This is a genomic window from Rhizobium sp. Root482, from assembly GCF_001426565.1.
Classification (GTDB): Bacteria; Pseudomonadota; Alphaproteobacteria; order Rhizobiales; family Rhizobiaceae; genus Pararhizobium.
Genome location: NZ_LMFA01000022.1, coordinates 401,213 through 421,143 on the forward strand (window position 1 = coordinate 401,213; position 19,931 = coordinate 421,143).

The window sequence follows — 19,931 nt, forward strand, 5'->3', positions numbered from 1 at the left end:
ACAACCGAACATTGACCTTGGGGCCGTCCGCGATACTTACCGCGCCACGGCCGAACGATATCCCGTTTGGCATCGCCTATCGCCGACAAAGGATATTGGTGCGAGTGTTTGAACGTCTTAAGCGCTACGGTTCCGCGTCCCTTGCCCAACAATTCCTGCTGGCAGGCGGAGCCGTATCGCTGGTTGCCGCCATCATCGTCGGCGCCTTCGTGACGCATCTGATCGAAGTTGCCGTAACGCGCAATTCGGCCGCCGCGACGGCACTCTATGTCGATAGCGTCATCGCGCCGCTGCTTCCGGACATGCAGACGAGCGAAGTGCTTGGCGACACGATCTCCAGGGCGCTCGACGAAACATTGGGACAGGGTGCGCTGGGTCGCCGGCTGATGTCGTTCAGGCTGTGGCGGGCGGATGGAACGATCCTCTATTCCAACCACAAGGAACTGGTCGGCAAGCGGTTCGAGCCGAGCGAAGATCTGAAGACGGCGTTTTCCGGCAAGATGGTCGCAGAGTTCAACCGGGCCGACGATACCGGCAGCGAGATGGAAAAGGCCAGCGGCCAGCCGCTGCTGGAAATCTACAATCCGATCCTGCAACCCTGGTCGGGCGAGGTCGTGGCGGTATCGGAATTCTATGAAATCGCCGATGATTTCCAGCACAGTCTGATCCAGGCGCGGCTTCGAAGCTGGCTGGCGGTATCGTTCTTCACCCTCTCGTTCTTCCTGATCTTGTCGGCCCTCGTCTTCCGTGGAAGCCGGACGATCGACCGACAGCGGCAAGCCCTGAAACGGCGGGTCGATGAATTGTCCCATCTCGTTACGCAGAACAATCTCCTGCATCTGCGGGTACAGCGCGCTTCGCAGCGAACGGCTGCACTCAATGAACGCTATCTGCGACGCATAGGGGCCGATCTTCACGACGGGCCGGCGCAGCTCGTGGCACTGGCGGCATTGCGGATCGACGGTGAAATCCTCAGCAACCCCTCGTCCCCGGGGTCGGCGCGAGACAGGGAAATCGCCTCCATCAAGGCCTGCCTCGATGACGCGCTGCGCGAAATCCGCGATATCTGCGGCGGGCTTGTCCTGCCGCAGATCGAGGAAGCCGACCTTGGCGAAATCCTCGATCGGGCCGTGCAGGCACACCGCCGGCGTACCGACGTCAAGGTCGAAGCTTCATTTTCCGACACGCCGCCCAAGGTTCCGCTGGCCGCGAAAATCTGCATATATCGGTTCGTGCAGGAGGCGCTCTACAACGGGTTTCGCCACGGCGGCGGCATCGGGCAGACGGTTACCCAGACATTCGAGGACGGGCGCATCACCATTGTCGTCGCAGACAGCGGGCCCGGCTTCGATCCCGCCCAGGTCAAGCCCACCAGCCTCGGGCTGGCCGGGATGCGCGAGAGGATCGAGAGCCTCGGCGGACACTTCGACCTCGAGAGTTCGGCTGGGGGGACGGTGATCCGCATGTCATTGAATATGGATGAGTTGGAGCCAGCGTGATGGAACAGATCAGGATTGCGGTGATCGACGATCACCCGCTTTTTCGCGAAGGGGTCATGCGTATCCTCTCGGAAATCCCCGGTTTTGCGATCGTCGGGGAAGGAAGTTCGATGGATGAGGCCATCGGGATCTGCGACCAGCACCGCCCGGATATTCTGCTGATGGATATTTCCATGCCTGGTGGGGGACTGAACGCCATCCAGCCGATCCTCGAAAAGGTACCGGAGCAGAGGATCATCATGCTGACTGTCTCAGAGGGCGGCGATGACGTGATGAATGCCCTCAAAAGGGGCGCCAAGGCCTATGTGCTGAAGGGCGTCGGCTCCCGCGCCCTGGCCGAGATCGTCCGCATGGTGGCCGCCGGCGAGACCTATGTGGCGCCCGGCCTGTCCGCCCGATTGCTATCGGACCTCTCGGCGGTATCCGGCCAGGCAAAGCGGCCCGATCCCTTTGCGGAACTGACAAATCGCGAACAGGAGGTCCTGCATCTGGTGGCCGAGGGCTTGAGCAACAAGCGGATCGCTCTCCAGCTCGATCTTCACGAGAAGACCGTCAAGCATCACATGACGCATATTCTGGCAAAGCTCGGTGCGAGCAACAGGACCGAAGCCGCCATGCTCTTGAGAAATGCGTCGGACGGCAGGTAATAGGCCCTGCGCGATGCTCAGCGGAGAAAGGCGTTCAACCGGTTTCGGTCGGCGCGGGATGCTTTCCGGTTGATGATGGTGCGGCCCTTGGCATCCTTCATCACGTAGCGGCCGTTTCGCAGGAATTCGGTGATGCCTTCCACATGGCGGACTTCGACTGACGCGTCATCGATGGAGGCATTTTTGCCCTTTGCGCCGGTCGTGTTTCCCCTGGCTCCGTCGCTTCGGGAGCTGGAACCCTTGCCACTCCCGTTGCCGCTACCGTTGCCGTTCCCCTGTCCGCCGCCCTTCCCGCCTCCATTGCCATTGCCACCTCGGCCGCCGTTATCCTTGGCAAACGCGGCTTGAAGCTCCAGTGTCCATGTGCCGTCAATCCGGACATGCAGCGGCGACGCCATGAGGGCGATCATCGCCGGCGCACACCAGAAGAGCGTCGTGATCTTTCTACGCGAGAGCATGTTGCCTCCTGGCAATGCCGATCCCGATCACGGGACAATCATGGAAAGCAAAGCGCCGGCTGGCGGCCTTGCCGACCTCGACGAAATCTCCTGTGACGATAAACGCCATTCGGTTGCCATCGGCAAGCTGGTCGCAATTGCCGGGCATACGCGTCGCGTTTGCGCAGTCAGTCTCCATTCCCATCATTTGCCGAAGGGAAGTCAAGCTCGCGTGTCCTCCAGTCTCTTCAAAACCTGCAGGGAGAGACCTTTGCGTTCGCACATATAGGACCTTGGTCCCACACAACCAGGGCATAGGTCCGGGCCTGAATGGACTGAGGCCCTATGGCGGAACGGTGCGCCTGCTCTGGCGTTGTGCTCCCGGGAATGACCCATGTGTAAGAAAAGGAGCATGTCATGAACAGGACATTGATTATCCTAAGCGCCGCGATGCTGGGAGCATTGGGCACCGCTGCCTCCGCCCAGGAGGGAACGGTCAACGGCGCCGCCGGCGGCGCCGTCACGGGAGCGATTGTCGGTGGTCCGGTCGGTGCCGCGGTTGGCGGTGTTGTCGGCGCGATCGCCGGTACAGCCCTTGATCCGCCGCCGACCCAGGTCGTCACCTATGTGCAGCAGCAGCCAGTGACCCATTCCGTCGTCGTGGAGCAACCGATCGTGGTCGGCAAACCCGTTCCGCAGGAGGTGGTCCTGACGCCGGTCGCCGAGGACCCCCGCTATGCCTACACCATCGTCAACGAGCAGCGCGTGATCGTGGACCCGCAGACGCGAACCGTCGTTCAGGTCGTGCAGTAAAGCCGTCGGATTGTTCGGGTTGCGCATTCGCGCTTCCCGGACAAGCCGGCAAACCCTGACAAGGAGAAGCGAAATGAACAGTATAGTCTGGCTCGTCGGAGCGATCGTCATCATCGGTGCAATCTTGTCTTTCATCGGGCTTGCCTGAGCCGGGCCGGCTTCAGGAAGCGCAACTGCCGGAAAAGAGGCGTCAAATGTCCTTCGATCACTCCTCATCCAAACCCAGCCTCCCCATCGCCGGGCCACTGCTATTCCTGGTCCTGGCGATGGCGGCAATTTCCCTGTTCCTGGCGACATCCGGAACGATAGCGCCGACAGATCATCGGCCAAACGTCTTCGTGCCTCTCACGCCACAGCTCACGTCCCGGCAATGATGGTCGAACGGATTTGAAATAGGAGTGTGGCCTTGAAGACGATGATCGCGCTTTTGCTGAAGCTCACCTTATCCCTGACGGTGCTTATGGGAAGTGCGGGCATCGCATCCTGGCTTCTGGCGGAGCCGGTTGCCCATCCTTTTTCCAATATCGACATGTCGTCTCATTGGACGACGCGGCCGGTGCGCATCGATCCCGCTGCCCAGACCTACGAGCGCCTTCCGCCGCGCACCGCCCCCATCCAGGCCGCCGAGCATGACTGGAAAATGCCGGCGATCGTCGAACAGGCTTCTACCGCCCAGGCGGAAGAGCCGACTATCGACCGGACGCTAGTCACGAGTGCGATCGAGAAAATCCCGGTTTTCGGCGAGGCTCATGTGCAATGGTGCCAGAACCGCTACAGATCCTACCGCGCCGACGACAATAGCTACCAGCCCTATAGTGGGCCTCGCCGCCAATGCGCCTCTCCGCTCATGTCCGCCGACACTGGCGAGGTGGAGGTTGCCGGCGGAGAGAGCGCAAGCTTCGTCGACGATCCCCATGCCGCCTGGTGCGCCAACCACTATCGGTCCTATCGGCCAGAAGACAATTCCTACCAGTCCTATAGCGGCGGCCGTCGCCAATGCCATTCGCCCCACGGCTGAATTCTCGCCGGCTCCACGCCGACCGCCATGAAGGAACACCATTTCAATCGACGGAATGGAACTTTCAGCAGGTGTCCGCCCTTCTCTTCCCGGATGAGATGGGACAGGACGATGACGGAAATCAAGCATGTAGAGCGGAAACGCCGGGCTGGAGGCGAAGCCTATACCCTTGAGGCGTTTATCGAAAAATATGATATCGATCCGGAAGAAGCGACAGATTTGTTTACGCGCTTCGGCCCATCGAAGATCGAGCTTGATCTGCTGATGGCCGCAAAACGCGCCAAGTCGGGTTCCAAGTAAACGGATAGCCGCTTGATAGGATGGATATCGTCGTCACTGGCGATATTTTCGGAACAGTTCAAAAAAACATGGGAACGTTTCTTTGCTTCGGTGATCCAATCACTGAACGGAGGAAAAAATGAAGCAGCACGATCCAGCGGCAGCCACGGCGCATCGCCTGGCTGATATTGACATCACGGACGGAGACTTGCTGGAAGGCGCGCTTCGCAATGAGCCCGCCGCCTTTCGCGCGATCATGGCGAGGCACAATCAGCGGCTCTTCCGAATTGCCCGCGGCGTGGTCCGGGACGACGGTGTCGCCGAGGATGTCGTTCAGGAAGCCTATCTCCGCGCCTTTCGGAACCTGGATAAGTTCAGGGCCGAAGCCTCTCTTTCGACCTGGCTGCACCGGATTGTCCTCAACGAGGCGCTCGGCAGGCTGCGAAAAGCGGCCCGGCAGCGCAAGGCGGTCGCCAGCGGGCCGATTGCCGACATCCTGCAGTTTCCCTATGGCACGGCCTCGGACGATCCGGAAAAGACAATGGCGCAGCGGCAGATATTGAAGCTTGTAGAAGACGCCATGGATGAATTGCCCGATCATTTCCGCATGGTGTTCATCGCCCGGGTGATCGAGGGCATGAGCGTCGAGGAAACGGCGGCACTTCTCGGCATCAAGCCGGAAACCGCGCGCACGCGGCTTCATCGCGCAAGGGTCCTCTTGCGCCGGCATATCGACAATCAGATCGGCCCCGTGCTGCTGGATGCCTTTCCCTTTGCCGGCTGGCGCTGCGAACGGCTCACTGCGAAAGTGATGAACCAGCTTGGTTTTAAGGAATAAAATCGGGAACATTCGTCTCGCTGGGGCATCGAACAGGCGTCAACAAAATACCGGCAGCCCTTGGCGTCGGTACAAAGGAGCCAATCAGATGTCCGTCCGTATCAGCACGATCTTCGCCGCATTTTGCCTTCTCAGCCCCGCCGCGTTTGCCCAGGATGCCCCGAGCGACCCCCAGATCGCCCACATCGCCTATACGGCCGGCGTCATCGACATCGAGGCCGCCAATCTGGCGGTCAAGATGTCGAAAAACGAGGATGTCGTCGCATTCGCGAAAGACATGCTGCGCGACCATGAGGCCGTCAACAAGCAGGCGCTTGATCTCGTCGCAAAGCTCAAGGTGACGCCGGAAGACAATGCAACCAGCCAGTCCCTGACGCAGGCCGCCGCCAAGGAGCGCGATGCACTGGCAAAGCTTGATGGCGCGGCCTTCGACAAGGCCTATGTCGAAAACGAAATCGCCTATCACAAGCAGGTCAACGGCGCGCTCGAAACGCTCCTTATTCCCTCGGCGCAGAATGCCGAACTCAAGGACCTGCTCCAAACGGGCCTCAAGCTCTTCCAGGGACACCAGCAGCATGCCGAACATGTCGCAACCATGCTGGAATAGGTGTGCCGCCATGCCCATGATCATGCGAACGGCAATGCTCGGCGGGGTGGCGATGATGCTGGCCTCACTGCCCGCCCAGGCCGCCACGATGAAAGTCGTTATCGACAAGCTTGTTTTCACCCCTGCTGAAATCAGCCTGGCGGTCGGCGATACCATCGAATGGGTGAACAGGGACGTGATGGAGCATACCGCCACCGTCGAAGGCGGCTTTGACGTGCGCATTCCGGCGAAAAAATCGGCCTCCATCGTCGTGAAGGAGGCCGGTACGCTCGATTATTATTGCCGCTATCACCCCAATATGCGGGGCCGGATCGTGGCGCGGGCAAAATAGGAATGTCTTTGAGGCGTCCGTCCGAGAAACGGGAGGCTTTTCCCTGGAAAGTCTCCCGGTTTGATATCAGGCAACCGTCTGCCCTGCCCGCCGCCGCAGCCTTCGGATTTCATCCGTGGTCAACGACCGTACCGAGCCTTTCGGCAGGTCGCCGAGTGCCATGTCGCCGATCGCCACCCGGATGAGCCGCAGGCACTCCAGATCCAGGGTGGCAAGCATTCTCCTGATTTGCCGATTGCGGCCTTGGCGCAATTCGATTTCGAGCCAGGCGTTTTTTTCCCCCTGCCGCAGGATCCGTGCGGCCGCCGCTTCCAGGGCTTCGCCGCCTTCGACCATTCCCGTGCAGAGCGCGGTACAGATATTGTCCGCAATCTGGCCCTTCACCTGGACGTGGTAGATCTTGCCCACATCGGTGACGGGGTCGAGCAGGCGTTGGGCCAGCACGGTATCATTGGTGAAAAGCAGCAGCCCCTCGCTTGCCTTGTCGAGGCGGCCGATCGGCGACAGGTAGGTATCGTCCAGATGCCTGAGACAGTCGAAGACGGTCGGCCGGCCCTCGGGATCGATCCGGGTCGTGACCATGCCGCGCGGCTTGTTCAGCATCAGATAGATTTTTTCTTCGGCAACGACCCGCACGCCATCGACCATGATCGCGTCCGACTGGACATTGACCCATGTCAGGATATCGGTGACAGGCTTTCCGCCGATCGAGACGCGGCCTTCGGCAACCAGCGCCTCCGCCTGGGTGCGGGAGCAATGGCCGAGCTTTGAAAGTGCGCGGCAAATCGTAGCACGATGGGCCTTGTCGTCATATGTCGGTCTGGCCAAGGCTCAAGATTCCGATATTGGGCCGCCGGTGCGAATGCCGCCGAGATATCCCTCGCGGCCCCGCACCATTTGGCGAGAACTCATGGATACCGGCTGATATCGCAGCCAGTGGTCGCGAATTGTGCCGGGCGCAACTGCGTGGTCGGATTGGACATTCAATAAATTCCTGGCAGACCCGGGCGCAGGGCCGGATGCGTCTTCAAGATGTCGGCTGCCTGCCCATTTCAATAGTTTGCCCGTTGCCAGCATGGTTAGAGGCCGTCGATTTCGTGCGGTCATGTAAGCGAAGCATTCCCGAAGTCAAGCAGGAGGCCGCGATCGGTTCGACTTGACAATATCGTCAAATCCGCCAAGCTAACATCATGAAACCGACACCTGTCCATAATCTGCTTGCTTTTGCCTATCGGGTATTTCCCGCCGTAGGCTTGTAACCCCGGCCCGGCAGAAATTCTCCCTGGACGGGGGCGGCGTCATTATCGGACTTCTCGCGACAGAGCGTTTCCGCATCATCGGTTTTGAACGGCGAGCGGACCAGTCACTATCACAATCCAGTCGAACAGATGTCTCCGGCAAGCCTATTGCGGGGAGACGTCAGGAATAGAACAATGGCAAACAGCAAATCGACCCTCCATCACGCCAAACCGAAGATCGTTGTCAGCGATGTCGACGAAAAGCGGCTGAGCGGGCTTGCCTCCGCCGTAGCCGACCGCATGCCGGAACTGGCGGATGAGCTTCTGGGCGAGCTGGACAGGGCGAAAATCGTCTCGCAGCGGACGATGCCCGCCAATGTGGTGCAGATGGGGTCTGCCGTGGAATATGCAGCGGACGACGGCCAGCGCCGCGTCACGCTCGTCTATCCCGGCGAGGCGGATATCGCCCAAGGCAAGATCTCGATTCTCACGCCGATCGGAACGGCGTTGATCGGCCTCACGGAAGGCCAGTCGATCGAATGGACCGCCCGCGATGAACGGCGTCATCGCCTGACCGTTCTCAATGTGCGGAATGATGCCGCGGCGGAATAACTCGTAGAACTTTCGGGATATGGCCACCGGCGCACCAAGCGCCGGCTTCCCCTCTCCTGCCCTGATTTCACGAAGGCTTCGCCGCCGACGATCGGTTCAGGAGGCGATGCGGGGCCGGCCGGTCGCCGTTGCCACGAGTCTTGCCTCGATAAAACTGCGTTCGCCGTCGATCTCGGCCACGTCAACGTCCCTGGCGATCTCGATGCGGGGCAGATCGGCACCGGCCCGTTCGGCAAGGTCGATGGACATCCGGCGGACGTGCATTTCGGCAGCGTCCATGGCTTCGGCCTCGCTGTCATAATCGTCAAGCGCTTCCCCTGAATTGACCCGGTAAAGGCCGGGCTCCGGCTGGCTGACGCGCGCCGTCGCCGACATCCGCACCTGTCCGACGACGGCACCAAGCGCATTTGCGACGTCGGCGTGTTCGTGGACCAGGCATTCCGTTCCGACGAGCGCTGGAAGTTCGGCATAATGGAGCGACGCGGAGGCCCCGAGGCCGACCACCGGCCGGTCGAGTGCGATCGACAGGCGCGCGATGCCCTCCTGCCTGCTCACCGCCCGCTGCACGACCGGATGGGCAACGGAGACCTCGCCATCCAGCCCATCCTCTGCAAAGACGGTCTCGAACACCGCCTCCGCCGACCTGCGGGTCACCGCTTGGAGCACCTTTCGTGCAAAGCCCGCGGCATCCTCCGCGACATGATTTCCCTGGGCGTCCCTTTTGCGGGCAAACAGCTCGGCGCCCAGGCGTGCGGCGGCGCTATCCCAATTGTCCTGCCTGCCCAGCGCATGAGCCGCGTCCGATGGTGTGAAGCCGATGATCTGCACCAGCCCGCGCGCCACCAACCGGTCCAGCGTGGCGATCTGCGAGGTCGATGTCAGCAATTTGTCGAGCGCAACCGGGATATCGGACAGGGCCTGGTAAAGTCTTCCCTGGGTGGCCGTCAGCCCGCTGGCCAGCCGTTCCGGCACGCCCACCCGCACGGCAAAGCGACCGTCGAGCCTGTTCACCGTCGGACTGAGCCGCTGACGCGTGAGGTTTTTGCGGATGACATCACCATGTTTCATGGCGGCAAGCGCCAGGGGAACGAGACGGCGGGGGCCAAGCAGGATCGACGGCGTAAGCGCATGTTCGTCGAGCCTCACTTCGGAATCACCGCCCAGCCCGAATGTGCGGATGGCGATCGCCTCCACCATTGTCCGCATCCCGCCGATCATCGCGCCCTCGGGGTCCAGACGAAGCCGGCCGCCGTCCAGTATGCCGATATCGGTCGTCGTGCCGCCGATATCGGTGACGACGGCATCGTCGCGGCCGGTCAGGTGCCGCGCGCCGACCAGGCTTGCCGCCGGCCCCGACAGGATGGTCTCGATCGGGCGTGTTCGGGCAAATTCCGCCGTCACCAGCGCACCGTCGCCGCGCACGACCATCAATGGGGCCGTGATGTTCCGCTTGCCGAGGAAGCCTTCGGTGGCATCGATAAGCCGGCCGATCATGGAGACAAGGCGGGCATTGAGAAGGGTCGTCAGCGCCCGGCGCGGGCCGCCGAGCTTGGAGGTCAGTTCGTGCGAACAGGTCACCGGCAGTCCGGTCCTCTCGCGGACGATGTCGCGTATCCTGAGTTCATGCTCAGGATTGCGAACCGCGAAATAGGCGGCAATCGCGACACCCGATACCGTTTCGGCCAGGACCGGCAAGACGGCCTCCAGATTGTCGAGAACAAGATCGTTCGGATTGCCGTGAACGTCATGTCCGCCGGGACAGAAGACGACAGGATCGGAACCAAGCGTTTTGGCCAGGCCATCGCGCGACAGGTCCTCACGGTTGAAGCCGACCATGACCAGGCCCACCCGTCCGCCCTGCCCTTCGACAAGCGCGTTGGTTGCAAGCGTCGTGGAGATGGAGACCAGCTTGATGTCCCTGGGCTTGATGCTCCTGGGCTGGACGGCTGTGCTTGCCAGAACTGCATCGACCGCGCCGGCGATGCCTATTGCAAGGTCATGTCGCGTCGTAAGCGATTTTGCCTTGGCGATAATGCCTATATCGTCTCCCCAAAGCACGGCATCCGTATAGGTACCGCCGGTATCGATACCGAGATAGAGGGGAGCCCCAGTTTCATTCACCATCATCATGGATGTCCGCTTGGTCCGTTTATCGGGAGGAGAGTATTTGCACGCGCACCGGCGCGCATCAGCCGCATCTTGGAAAGATCTACGGCAGCGGCGGACGGACGTGGCCGTCGGCGCGACAAAACAGAGCGCTCCCGGGACTTTCGGCGCTTCGCCACCGCCCTTGGCGGCCGGGCTTTCGAGGGATTCCGGCGTTCATTCGGGTCCGTGTCTACATCATGCCGTAAGGGATCGCCAATGGCGTGCGATGATCATCGATAGCGCGAACGCCGGCGATATTTTCCGCCAGGATATGCGAGGCTTTTCGCTCTTCATCCGTTATGTAGGCCCCCCAGAAGGTGACGATCCCGTTATGGACCGTCACTGTCGAATTTTCCTCCGAAAGCCAGGATTCGGACCGGAGCGCGGCCTGAATCTCTGCCCGAATGCGGTTGTCGTCATTCATCTCGGCCGGATGCGGTGGCGTTTCGGCGACCAGGATTGCCTTGACGAGATCCGCCCTGCAGACGATGCCGACGACCTGTCCGTTTCGCAACACCGGCACGCGCCTGATTCCCTTGCGCTCCAGGAGATCGATGATATCGACCACCGTCGTCGCTTCGGTGACGGTGACGACGTCGGACGTCATCACGTCGCAGACATGCACGGAATGGGCCTTGATATAATCGGCGGCGAGAATGGCATTGCCCTTGAAGAGGCGGAGCCACCAGGGGCGAAAATGCCGGTCCGTGCCGATTTCCATCCGGCGGAGCAGGTCTCCTTCGCTGACAATTCCGCACAGCACGCCCCGGTCGATGACGGGGACGCCGCTGATTTTATGCGATACGAGAATATCGGCCACATCCGCCACCGTACTGTCCAACCCTACAGAAACGGCAGACGGCGACATGATATCTTTTGCGATCAACATTCTGTTCCCTTTCTTCCGGTTCGCGGTGCATGGCGTGGATCGGACAGATGTGACTTGAAGGCGCTTCCCTTTTGCCGGGCTCGTAATGACGATCGGCCAGGCTGGCGACGCCGTCATGCGCCCGATGCCCTATCGCCTCGGGCTCGTCGCCGGATCTTGCGATTTCGCCGAATTCAATCATTCACCCGGCTTGAGAACAAGGCAAATGAAATTTACTTTGGGTTCAGCGCAATTTTCTTGCAGTCAATACGCAAAATGCCAAAGATGATGATGATCTGGCCTATAGGCCGATACCGATATTCAAGGACTTGCCATGACAGCGTGGAACGATCTCACCGCCGATGAGCAGACGGCTCTCAAGCGCATGAACCGCGGCCCCTACCCTGCTCTTTCCCAAGACATGGCAGCGCGCCTGATCCTTCTTGGAATGGCGGTGGAAAGACCGACCGGAGTGGGCATCAGCAGGGCTGGCCGTGAACTGGTGATCGACTATCTGATCGGCGCGCCCGAGAACTGAAACGCGGAAAGCGGGAAAATACCGTCTCGGCTCAAAAAAGCTGCCGGTTCAGGCCTGGGCCGCGGGGCGCGTCAACCACCTTTTTCAACCCATGCAGGGCTTCCTGGAGATCGGTGCGCCCCTGGCTGCTTTCGGAATAGACCGCATAGGCCGGATAGGTGAATTCCGGCGCGCCATCGACCACCTCAAGCTCTCCCGCCTCGATGAAAGGCTGCACGACACCCTTGCGGAAATAGCCCATGCCGCCGGCCCGCAGGATATAGCTTAGCCCCAGCGGTCCAAGACCGACCAATAATCCCGGCTCGCCGAACGGCGTCGACCTGGCATCGTGCTGCGCGGCGAAGAGCGGTCCCCAATCGACATAGACATATTCCTGCTTGTCCGCCGGCATATGCCCCTCGCCGGTCGTGCGCACCAGGATCAGCTGTTCTTCCTCGATGAGTTCGACTCGAAAGCCGGGCAGCAGTTTCGGCGCATAGAGTACGGCAATGTCGAGAACACCGGTGCGCAACTGTTCGAGGAGTTGGTCCGGCACGCCGACATTGGCGCGCAGGGCGATCTCCGGTTTGGTTTTCTTCATCCAGATCAGCCAATCGAGGAGCAGCGGGTTCCATAGGCTGAGCTCGCCGCCCAGTGCGATCACGCTCGTCTGCCCCTCCGGGATCGCCAATTGATGCCTTGCCCGTTCCCAAACCTGGACGAAGGACAGCGCAAACCGCTCGAATTCCCGTCCCGCCGCCGTCAGTTGCGCGCCGTTGCGGTTACGGACGAACAATTGCCGGCCAAGTTCCTCTTCCAGCGTGCGGATACGGGCGCTGACAGTGGTCTGGGTCACGTTCAGCCGGTCGGCAGCCTTCAGAAAGCTACCGGAATGAACAATTTCAAGAAAGGTCCTTGCCCGATCAATATCCATCTCGCCCTCCGTCGATGCAAAATTATTGCATTGATGCTGCATTTAATTCCGTTTGTCTTCTATTTTCAACGGGAGCAGGCTGGTCGCGAATGATCCTGTTCGCCGGCACCGCTCGGTGCCACGGAGTTGCTGATGTCGAATGACGAGGACTTGGAGGAGATGACAGGCGGATATGCTTCCCCGCCCTGCTTCATGCACGAACTGACGCCCGATTATCGGGTTCAGCCTGCCACACACCGCTCCGGCGGCAGCGACGTCGCCCGCTGGCGCCGTGCGGAGCGCAAGCGCCTGATCGACGCACGCATGGCGCTTGATCCCGATGAGCGAAATAGGAGGTCGAAACGGATCGCCTCCAGACTGGAGGCGGCGCTCGGCAGGCCCGGCGGACGTATTCTCGCAGCCTATTGGCCGGTTCGTGGCGAGCCGGACCTGCGCAACTGGATGATCCGGGCGTTCGAACGCGGATCGCGGATCGCGCTTCCGATCGTCATCGCAAAAAACAGGCCGCTGGAATTTTCCCTCTGGTCGCCCGGAGACCGACTGGAGCGCGGCGTCTGGGACATGCTGGTTCCGGCGCGCGGAACTGCCGTGCAGCCGGATGTCATCGTCGCGCCCGGCGTCGGTTTCGACGAGGCCGATCATCGCCTCGGCTATGGCGGCGGCCTTCTCGACCGGACACTCGCCGCCATGTCGAGGAAACCGCAGGTCATCGGCGTCGGCTATGCGGAAAGCCGGATCAGGACGATCTATCCGCAGCCCTTCGATGTTCCAATGGATTTCGTCGTGACCGACGGGTGATCTGCGTTGCGGCCGCCGCTGGAGGCGAGGCGGCCCTGTTTCGATCCCGCCTTCAGGACCCGCAAGCGAAAGCAAGAGAGTGTCATGTTACGTGCAAGCACCACGCCGGAAAACGACAGGCCGACCTTTGTCACCCGATGGTTCCTATCCACCAACCACAAGGACATAGGCACGCTCTATCTGATATTTTCGATGATCGCGGGGGTTCTCGGCACCGCCCTCTCCGTGCTGATTCGCATGGAACTCCAGACGCCGGGACTGCAGATCTTCAACGATCCCGGCGTGTTCAACGTCGTCGTCAGCGGCCACGGCCTGGTGATGATCTTCTTCGTCATCATGCCGGCCATGATCGGCGGCTTCGGCAACTGGATGATCCCGATCATGATCGGCGCCCCCGACATGGCATTTCCGCGCCTGAACAATGTCTCCTTCTGGCTGCTCGTTGCGTCGTTCGTCTTGTTCATCCTCTCGCTCTTTTCGCCCGGTGCTGCCGGAACATTGGGCCATGGCGGCGGCTGGACGCTCTATCCTCCCTATTCCACCTCCGGCCAGCCCGGTCCGGCGGTCGATTTCGTCATTCTTGCGATTCACCTCTCCGGCGCTTCCTCGATCCTCGGCGCGATCAATTTCATCACCACCATCTTCAACATGCGCGCGCCGGGCATGACGCTGCACAAAATGCCGCTTTTCGCCTGGGCGATGCTCGTCACTGCCTTCATGCTCCTGCTTTCCCTGCCGGTGCTTGCCGGTGCGGTGACCATGCTTCTGACCGACCGCAATTTCGCCACGACATTCTTCGCGCCCGAAGGCGGCGGCGATCCGATCCTCTACCAGCATCTGTTCTGGTTCTTCGGGCATCCGGAAGTCTACATCATGATCCTGCCCGGCTTCGGCATCGTCAGTCATGTGATCTCGACCTTCGCCAAAAAGCCGATCTTCGGCTATCTCGGCATGGCCTATGCCATGGTCGCCATCGGCCTTATCGGCTTCATCGTCTGGGCCCATCACATGTTCACGGTCGGGCTTTCCCTCGATTCACAGCGCTATTTCGCCTTTGCATCCATGGTGATCGCCGTGCCTACCGGCGTGAAGGTCTTCTCCTGGCTGGCCACCATGTGGGGCGGTTCTATCCGGTTCAAGACGCCGATGCTCTGGGCCTCGGGCTTCGTGCTGCTTTTCACCATCGGCGGCGTGACCGGCGTCGTGCTTGCCAATCCCGGCATCGACCGCGTTCTGCACGATACCTATTATGTCGTCGCGCATTTCCATTATGTGCTGTCGCTGGGCGCGGCCTTCGCCATCTTCGCGGGTTTCTACTACTGGTTTCCCAAGATGACGGGCTACATGTACAGCGAAACGCTGGGTCGCCTGCATTTCTGGCTGATGTTCATCGGCGTCAACCTCGTCTTCTTCCCACAGCATTTTCTCGGCCTTGCGGGCATGCCGCGCCGCTATGCCGATTATCCCGATGCTTTCGCCGGCTGGAACCTCGTCTCCTCGATCGGCGCCTATATCTCGACCGCCGGTCTCGTCGTCTTCTTCGTCACCGTCGCGGAAGCCCTTATCCGCAGGCGCAGTGTGGGCGACAATCCCTGGGGTGAAGGAGCGACGACCCTTGAATGGACGCTGTCGTCACCGCCGCCCTACCACCAATTCAGTTCGTTGCCGCTGATCCGTTGATCTGCCTGTACGTCGACCAACGGTCATGAACACGGTTCCAAGGAGAGAAGCGATGACCGAAGCCATGGATATGAACAGCAATCTCTATCTTGTCGGGCTTTTCCTCTTCTACTGGCTGCTTTTCAATCTCGCCAGCCAGTCGGTGCCGTCCGGCAACGAGGACTCCGCTGAGAAGGGCGTCGCCATGCCGGATACGCCACAGCCGGACATGGAGGCTGGCCATCTCCCGGCTGCCCTGGAAGCGATCGGCAAGGCCGACCGGAATTTCACCAGGGCACATTTCCTGGCGGCCGCCGCGAACGCCCATGAGATCATACTGGACGCGTTTGCGGCGGGCGACGAAATGATCCTCGGACCGCTTGTCGGACCGGATGTCCTCACCGCATTTGTCGATGCCATCGACGAGCGCCGGCAGCGGGGCGAAACGCTTGACCTGATCGTCGTCGGAGAGAAGGAAGCCGCCATTGTCGATGCCGGTATCGTTGACGGCATGGCTGACATAACGGTCAGATTCGTAACCGACATCGTCAAGGCGACACGCTCCGAAGCCGGCAAGATGATTTCCGGTGATTTGAACCATATCATCGAAACCTGCGACATCTGGACCTTCTCGCGCGATCTCTCATCACGGGACCCGTCCTGGCGGCTGACCGTCACGTCCAATGCCCAATCCCTTGCGATGAAAGACGGTGCCAAGGCGTCGATCAGCCCACGGAGAAGCCTGAAGGCCAAGATTATCGACAAAACGACCCGAACCGCATGAGCGGGCCTTTTGCTGTTGCCTCGCTTGCGAGCGTGGGTACGGTCGCCTCGCGGAGGTCATAGCGCGTTGGCGATCGCTTCGTCGCATCGCTTGTCGCCGGGTTGCCTGCAATGGTGGAGTCCTCCCCTCCCCCGATTGCGCAGCTTCAGTCCACGATACCCCGATCTTGCGGTCAGACCGGGCTTCGTTGCCCGCCGCGCCTCCTGTGCAGGCCTTTAAGGAGGCGTTAACCAAAAATCTCTTGCGGGTTTTTGAGAATCCACCGATAGTAATCACGCTTTAGTGGCGATGTGTCACGGAAAAGCGTTTTTCCAGGACGGTGGCTGAATTGAACGTGGTTGCGGATGTGAATGTCGCGGAAGACAAGGATTTCGACGAAGAAATCCTTGAGCAGGGAGAGCTTATTTCCGACAAGCTCAACATGCTGCGGATGGAGCAATATCCGCCAAATGCGGAAAAGGGCCTGCGCCGGTTTTCGTCCGTGGAAGTCGCCGATTTTATCGGCGTGTCGCAAAATCACATCAAGAAGCTTCACCTTGAAGGAAAGGGGCCTGTCCCCGAAGTGACGGGTTCGGGCCGCAGATCCTATACCGCCGAGCAGATGCTCGAACTGCGGCAATATCTCGACAAGCACGGCAGGTCTGATTTCAAGCGCTATGTTCCTCATCGCCGCGCGGGGGAAGCGCTGCAGGTCATTTCCGTGGTCAATTTCAAGGGTGGAAGCGGGAAGACGACGACGACGGCGCATCTGGCGCAATATCTCGCCTTGACCGGCCATCGCGTCCTTGCCATCGACCTCGACCCTCAGGCATCGCTGACCGCCCTGCACGGAATCCAGCCCGAACTGGACAAGAATCCTTCCCTGTTCGAGGCGCTGCGCTACGATGACCAGCGCAAGTCGATCAAGGACATCATCCAGCCTACGAATTTTCCGGGGCTCGATATCGTGCCTGCCAATCTCGAACTTCAGGAATACGAATACGAGACCCCCCTTGCCGCCTCCAACAAAAGCTCTCCCGAGGGACGGCTGTTCTTTACCCGCATCTCCAAGGCCTTGAAAGAAGTCGACGATCGCTACGATGTCGTGGTGATCGATTGCCCGCCACAACTCGGCTACCTCACGCTCACGGCGCTGACTGCCTCTACCTCGGTACTGATCACCGTTCATCCACAGATGCTCGACGTCATGTCGATGAGCCAGTTCCTGCTGATGCTCGGCGGCATTCTCGAATCGATAAAAAGCGCGGGGGCGACTGTCCGGTTGAAATGGTTCCGCTATCTCGTGACCCGCTATGAGCCGATGGATGGGCCACAGGCGCAGATGGTCGGCTTCATGCAGGCCATGTTCAACAAGCGGATGCTGCAGCACCAGATGGTGAAATCGACGGCGATCTCCGATGCCGGCATTACCAAGCAAACGCTCTACGAGGTCGAGCGCAGCCAGTTCACCCGCTCCACCTATGACCGCGCCATGGAATGCCTGAACGGCGTCAACGGAGAAATCGTCACGCTCGTCCATAAGGCATGGGGGCGAAAGTGAGAGAATTCTTGACAGCCGTGCAAATTACAATTTTCTCAATCAAATTCAGCTAGATACACAGAAGTGAGGATCGAGGATGGCTCGCAAGCACCTGCTCACCAACCTTAGTTCGACGCTGCCGCAGAAGGCGAACGACGGCAAGCCGTCGGAAACCCGCGTCGACTATGCCCGCCGCGGCGCCTCCCGCTCGATGATGCAGTCTCTCGACGAGATGGCCGAGAATTCGATGCGTGTCCTGGAAGGCGAGACGATCGTCATGCTCGATCCGGACAGGCTCGACGCGTCCGCTTTCGCGGACAGGATCGATGACGACGAGGCGGATTTCGCCGGCCTGGTGGACGCCATCAGGCAGGGCGGCCAATCCTCGCCGATCCTGGTGCGGCCGCATCCCGACGCGCCGAGCCGCTACATGATCGTCTACGGACATCGTCGCGCGCGTGCAGCCAAGGAACTGGGGATCGAGGTTCGCGCTGTCGTCAAGCCGATCGAGGACATCGCCCATGTCATCGCCCAGGGCCAGGAAAATACGGCGCGCGCCGATCTCTCCTTCATCGAGAAGGCACTGTTTGCGAGAAAGCTGGCCAGCGCCGGCATGACCAAGGACACGATCAAGACGGCATTGACCATCGACGACACGCTATTGTCGCGAATGCTCTCCGTAGCGGAAAACGTTCCCGAGGCCATTCTGGACGCGGTCGGATCGGCAAAGGGGGTAGGGCGCGATCGATGGGAGGAAGCCAAGAAGCTGGCCCTCGATCCGCATCGCGCCGAATGGGCAATCGAATTCGTCGCGAGCGATGCGTTCAAGAGCCTGCCTGCGGATGCACGTTTTAATGCGCTGCTCGAACAATTGAGAAAGGCGCGCAAATCAAAACCGGCAGTCCGCAAGCCCATAGAAAAAAACTGGGCAATCGCTGAAAAGGCGGTTTCCGTCTCGACGAAGGATGCAGGCAAGGCCTTTACGCTGTCGTTGAAGGCTAAAGACGCCTCGCAATTCGGCGCCTTCCTGTCGGAGCGGCTGGAGAGCCTTTACCAGGAATACCGGCAAACCGGCGCCCCGCGAAGCGAGGACTGAACGCAGAGCCTTTTTCTGTCAGCTGCAGCAGCTATGCCGCAGGCAATCGCGGGGATGTGAGACAGGCCCCCGGAAGGGCAGGCGGTGATATGGAGGCCGATGATCTCCGGCCTGGGGGGAGGGGAGAACGGCTTGTAGATGTAGATGCCCTCTGAGACGCGCTGGATCAGCGCCATGCGCTTTGCCGATTCTGATCCGCCCTTAAGTGGAGAGCGACTGCACAGTCATTTTCGAGACAACAATTGGCCACTCGCACACCGATAACGGTTTATAGAATGCTCCCTGAAGAGCAACGAACAGACCAATTGTCCCACTGCACATCGTCGGCCTAAACCGCAAAACTGAAAATAATTTTTATTATCAGATAATTAGATGGTTAATAGCAGCGGCGAAGAATAGATCCTGCAAGCTGTGATCGCGCCTCGGCATAAGTTTCGCAGCCATTTGATGACAATGGGGCCAGTGGCAATCCATATGTCGGATCGCCACCGGCCCATCGACATCAGAGTGCCTTCGCCGCTCTTTCGATGACGTCAGCAACCTTTTCGGGCTGCGAGGCGAAGACGGCATGACTGGATTTTATCTCCGTCACCGCGCTACCGGCTCGCTTCGCCATCTCACGCTCAAGTTCGGGATTGATGGAGCGGTCTTCAGTTGCGACGATGGACCAGCTCCGCTTCGTCTTCCAGGCGGGATCACCAACCTTCGTCGAAAAGGCTTCCTTCGAGGCGAAAACCTGCGACCTCGCGAGAAATGCGGCGTCGTCTTTCGGCAGGTCGGCGGCGAAATCCTTCGCAAAGGCAGCGGGGTCGAGATAGAGATATTTTCCGTCCTTTGTTTCGCGGATATTCATTCCGCCAGCCGGTTTCGAGCTTGCGAGGCTGAGCAGGCTTTCGCCTTTGCCCGGCTGGAAAGCTGCGACATATACGAGACCGGCGACAGCCGGGCTGTGGCCGGCTTCGGTGATCACCATGCCGCCATAGCTGTGACCGACGAGGAGCGTCGGGCCGTCCTGCAGGTCGAGAACCCGATTGGTAGCCGCGACATCGTCGGCAAGCGAGGTGATCGGCTGCTGCACGATCGTGACATTGAAGCCTCGCCGGACGAGGATATCGGATGCCCTGCGCCAGCCCGAACCATCGGCGAGCGCACCATGGACGATGACGATATTTTTGATATCGGCAGCCTGCGCAGCGAAGGCGATGATACTGGTAGCGAAAGCGAGCGCGAGGGTCGAGATGTAATGACGGTTCATGCGTTTGACTCCTGTTTTCATGGTTGATTTTAAA

At 60.2% G+C, this 19,931-nt stretch carries 21 protein-coding genes; 15 read left to right on the forward strand and 6 right to left on the reverse strand.

Features of this window, described 5'->3' with window-relative positions; all coding sequences use genetic code 11:
* The first annotated feature begins 98 nt into the window (after nt 1-98).
* Both ASD31_RS17865 and ASD31_RS17870 read left to right on the forward strand, forming a co-directional pair.
* On the forward strand, nt 99-1,499 hold the full coding sequence (locus ASD31_RS17865) for a sensor histidine kinase (RefSeq protein ID WP_156392701.1): 1,401 nt from the start codon (nt 99-101) through the stop codon (nt 1,497-1,499).
* Nucleotides 1,496-2,146: a response regulator gene (locus ASD31_RS17870; RefSeq protein WP_156392702.1), complete on the forward strand. Its 651-nt coding sequence runs from the start codon at nt 1,496-1,498 to the stop codon at nt 2,144-2,146. The genes ASD31_RS17865 and ASD31_RS17870 overlap by 4 nt, the downstream gene beginning before the upstream one ends.
* 17 nt (nt 2,147-2,163) lie before the next feature.
* Here ASD31_RS17870 and ASD31_RS17875 read toward each other — a convergent pair whose 3' ends face one another.
* Nucleotides 2,164-2,604 carry a hypothetical protein gene (locus tag ASD31_RS17875; RefSeq protein ID WP_056336796.1) on the reverse strand — a complete coding sequence of 147 codons (441 nt, stop codon included), beginning with the start codon at nt 2,602-2,604 and terminating at the stop codon, nt 2,164-2,166.
* 396 nt (nt 2,605-3,000) lie between these two features.
* Here ASD31_RS17875 and ASD31_RS17880 point away from each other — a divergent pair, with 396 nt between their 5' ends.
* The 6 genes from ASD31_RS17880 to ASD31_RS17910 all read left to right on the forward strand — a co-directional run bounded on the left by ASD31_RS17880 (nt 3,001) and on the right by ASD31_RS17910 (nt 6,469).
* Nucleotides 3,001-3,396 carry a DUF1236 domain-containing protein gene (locus tag ASD31_RS17880; RefSeq protein ID WP_056336798.1) on the forward strand — a complete coding sequence of 132 codons (396 nt, stop codon included), beginning with the start codon at nt 3,001-3,003 and terminating at the stop codon, nt 3,394-3,396.
* 415 nt (nt 3,397-3,811) lie between these two features.
* Nucleotides 3,812-4,414 carry a BA14K family protein gene (locus tag ASD31_RS17890; RefSeq protein WP_082520622.1) on the forward strand — a complete coding sequence of 201 codons (603 nt, stop codon included), beginning with the start codon at nt 3,812-3,814 and terminating at the stop codon, nt 4,412-4,414.
* 111 nt (nt 4,415-4,525) lie between these two features.
* The gene (locus tag ASD31_RS17895; protein ID WP_056336805.1) at nt 4,526-4,714 is read left to right on the forward strand and encodes a hypothetical protein; all 189 of its coding nucleotides are present in this window, start codon (nt 4,526-4,528) and stop codon (nt 4,712-4,714) included.
* 118 nt (nt 4,715-4,832) lie between these two features.
* Nucleotides 4,833-5,531: an RNA polymerase sigma factor gene (locus tag ASD31_RS17900; RefSeq protein WP_056336808.1), complete on the forward strand. Its 699-nt coding sequence runs from the start codon at nt 4,833-4,835 to the stop codon at nt 5,529-5,531.
* Nucleotides 5,532-5,619: 88 nt separating this feature from the next.
* On the forward strand, nt 5,620-6,138 hold the full coding sequence (locus tag ASD31_RS17905; protein ID WP_056336811.1) for a DUF4142 domain-containing protein: 519 nt from the start codon (nt 5,620-5,622) through the stop codon (nt 6,136-6,138).
* A gap of 10 nt (nt 6,139-6,148) precedes the next feature.
* Nucleotides 6,149-6,469, forward strand: a complete 321-nt coding sequence (locus ASD31_RS17910; RefSeq protein ID WP_056336814.1) for a cupredoxin family copper-binding protein — start codon at nt 6,149-6,151, stop codon at nt 6,467-6,469.
* A gap of 66 nt (nt 6,470-6,535) precedes the next feature.
* On the opposite strand, the gene ASD31_RS17915 is transcribed toward ASD31_RS17910, so the two are convergent.
* Complete coding sequence (locus ASD31_RS17915; protein ID WP_056336817.1) at nt 6,536-7,297, reverse strand: pseudouridine synthase; 762 nt, start codon at nt 7,295-7,297, stop codon at nt 6,536-6,538.
* A gap of 605 nt (nt 7,298-7,902) precedes the next feature.
* Here ASD31_RS17915 and rnk point away from each other — a divergent pair.
* Nucleotides 7,903-8,319 (forward strand): nucleoside diphosphate kinase regulator, encoded by a 417-nt coding sequence (gene rnk, locus ASD31_RS17920; protein ID WP_056336821.1) that lies wholly within the window; start codon nt 7,903-7,905, stop codon nt 8,317-8,319.
* A 96-nt stretch (nt 8,320-8,415) separates the two neighbouring features.
* Here the strand turns inward: rnk and ASD31_RS17925 are convergent, their stop codons facing one another.
* Nucleotides 8,416-10,446: a hydantoinase/oxoprolinase N-terminal domain-containing protein gene (locus tag ASD31_RS17925; protein WP_156392703.1), complete on the reverse strand. Its 2,031-nt coding sequence runs from the start codon at nt 10,444-10,446 to the stop codon at nt 8,416-8,418.
* Nucleotides 10,447-10,657: 211 nt separating this feature from the next.
* Nucleotides 10,658-11,356: a CBS domain-containing protein gene (locus ASD31_RS17930; protein WP_162251166.1), complete on the reverse strand. Its 699-nt coding sequence runs from the start codon at nt 11,354-11,356 to the stop codon at nt 10,658-10,660.
* Between the two features lie 313 nt (nt 11,357-11,669).
* On the opposite strand from ASD31_RS17930, the gene ASD31_RS17935 reads away from it, so the two are divergent.
* Nucleotides 11,670-11,873, forward strand: a complete 204-nt coding sequence (locus ASD31_RS17935) for a hypothetical protein (protein ID WP_056336827.1) — start codon at nt 11,670-11,672, stop codon at nt 11,871-11,873.
* Nucleotides 11,874-11,904: 31 nt separating this feature from the next.
* Here ASD31_RS17935 and ASD31_RS17940 read toward each other — a convergent pair whose 3' ends face one another.
* A complete protein-coding gene (locus tag ASD31_RS17940) occupies nt 11,905-12,786 on the reverse strand; it encodes a LysR family transcriptional regulator (RefSeq protein WP_056337261.1) in 882 nt (293 codons plus the stop codon).
* 132 nt (nt 12,787-12,918) lie between these two features.
* Here ASD31_RS17940 and ASD31_RS17945 point away from each other — a divergent pair, with 132 nt between their 5' ends.
* From ASD31_RS17945 to repB, 5 genes are all read left to right on the forward strand, one after another.
* On the forward strand, nt 12,919-13,584 hold the full coding sequence (locus ASD31_RS17945; RefSeq protein ID WP_156392704.1) for a 5-formyltetrahydrofolate cyclo-ligase: 666 nt from the start codon (nt 12,919-12,921) through the stop codon (nt 13,582-13,584).
* 84 nt (nt 13,585-13,668) lie between these two features.
* The gene (gene ctaD / locus ASD31_RS17950) at nt 13,669-15,264 is read left to right on the forward strand and encodes a cytochrome c oxidase subunit I (protein ID WP_056336830.1); all 1,596 of its coding nucleotides are present in this window, start codon (nt 13,669-13,671) and stop codon (nt 15,262-15,264) included.
* 52 nt (nt 15,265-15,316) lie between these two features.
* Nucleotides 15,317-16,027 (forward strand): Tim44/TimA family putative adaptor protein, encoded by a 711-nt coding sequence (locus ASD31_RS17955; RefSeq protein WP_056336834.1) that lies wholly within the window; start codon nt 15,317-15,319, stop codon nt 16,025-16,027.
* A gap of 328 nt (nt 16,028-16,355) precedes the next feature.
* Complete coding sequence (gene repA / locus ASD31_RS17960) at nt 16,356-17,567, forward strand: plasmid partitioning protein RepA (protein ID WP_413813822.1); 1,212 nt, start codon at nt 16,356-16,358, stop codon at nt 17,565-17,567.
* Between the two features lie 76 nt (nt 17,568-17,643).
* Entirely contained in the window at nt 17,644-18,642 is a 999-nt protein-coding gene (gene repB, locus ASD31_RS17965) for a plasmid partitioning protein RepB (protein WP_056336837.1), read from the forward strand.
* Between the two features lie 502 nt (nt 18,643-19,144).
* Here the strand turns inward: repB and ASD31_RS17970 are convergent.
* Nucleotides 19,145-19,897 carry an alpha/beta fold hydrolase gene (locus ASD31_RS17970; RefSeq protein ID WP_056336840.1) on the reverse strand — a complete coding sequence of 251 codons (753 nt, stop codon included), beginning with the start codon at nt 19,895-19,897 and terminating at the stop codon, nt 19,145-19,147.
* Nucleotides 19,898-19,931 lie beyond the last annotated feature (34 nt).

What these genes read in the sequence shown, in the direction of transcription:
- ASD31_RS17935 (WP_056336827.1), top strand. Translation starts at nt 11,670, where the DNA reads ATGACAGCGTGGAACGATCTCACCGCCGATGAGCAGACGGCTCTCAAG.
- ASD31_RS17970 (WP_056336840.1), bottom strand. Translation starts at nt 19,897, where the DNA reads ATGAACCGTCATTACATCTCGACCCTCGCGCTCGCTTTCGCTACCAGT.
- ASD31_RS17875 (WP_056336796.1), bottom strand. Translation starts at nt 2,604, where the DNA reads ATGCTCTCGCGTAGAAAGATCACGACGCTCTTCTGGTGTGCGCCGGCG.
- ASD31_RS17930 (WP_162251166.1), bottom strand. Translation starts at nt 11,356, where the DNA reads ATGTTGATCGCAAAAGATATCATGTCGCCGTCTGCCGTTTCTGTAGGG.
- ASD31_RS17880 (WP_056336798.1), top strand. Translation starts at nt 3,001, where the DNA reads ATGAACAGGACATTGATTATCCTAAGCGCCGCGATGCTGGGAGCATTG.
- ASD31_RS17910 (WP_056336814.1), top strand. Translation starts at nt 6,149, where the DNA reads ATGCCCATGATCATGCGAACGGCAATGCTCGGCGGGGTGGCGATGATG.
- ASD31_RS17925 (WP_156392703.1), bottom strand. Translation starts at nt 10,446, where the DNA reads ATGATGGTGAATGAAACTGGGGCTCCCCTCTATCTCGGTATCGATACC.
- repB (WP_056336837.1), top strand. Translation starts at nt 17,644, where the DNA reads ATGGCTCGCAAGCACCTGCTCACCAACCTTAGTTCGACGCTGCCGCAG.
- ASD31_RS17945 (WP_156392704.1), top strand. Translation starts at nt 12,919, where the DNA reads ATGTCGAATGACGAGGACTTGGAGGAGATGACAGGCGGATATGCTTCC.
- ASD31_RS17895 (WP_056336805.1), top strand. Translation starts at nt 4,526, where the DNA reads ATGACGGAAATCAAGCATGTAGAGCGGAAACGCCGGGCTGGAGGCGAA.
- ASD31_RS17955 (WP_056336834.1), top strand. Translation starts at nt 15,317, where the DNA reads ATGACCGAAGCCATGGATATGAACAGCAATCTCTATCTTGTCGGGCTT.
- ASD31_RS17900 (WP_056336808.1), top strand. Translation starts at nt 4,833, where the DNA reads ATGAAGCAGCACGATCCAGCGGCAGCCACGGCGCATCGCCTGGCTGAT.
- ASD31_RS17940 (WP_056337261.1), bottom strand. Translation starts at nt 12,786, where the DNA reads ATGGATATTGATCGGGCAAGGACCTTTCTTGAAATTGTTCATTCCGGT.
- rnk (WP_056336821.1), top strand. Translation starts at nt 7,903, where the DNA reads ATGGCAAACAGCAAATCGACCCTCCATCACGCCAAACCGAAGATCGTT.
- ctaD (WP_056336830.1), top strand. Translation starts at nt 13,669, where the DNA reads ATGTTACGTGCAAGCACCACGCCGGAAAACGACAGGCCGACCTTTGTC.
- ASD31_RS17890 (WP_082520622.1), top strand. Translation starts at nt 3,812, where the DNA reads ATGATCGCGCTTTTGCTGAAGCTCACCTTATCCCTGACGGTGCTTATG.
- ASD31_RS17905 (WP_056336811.1), top strand. Translation starts at nt 5,620, where the DNA reads ATGTCCGTCCGTATCAGCACGATCTTCGCCGCATTTTGCCTTCTCAGC.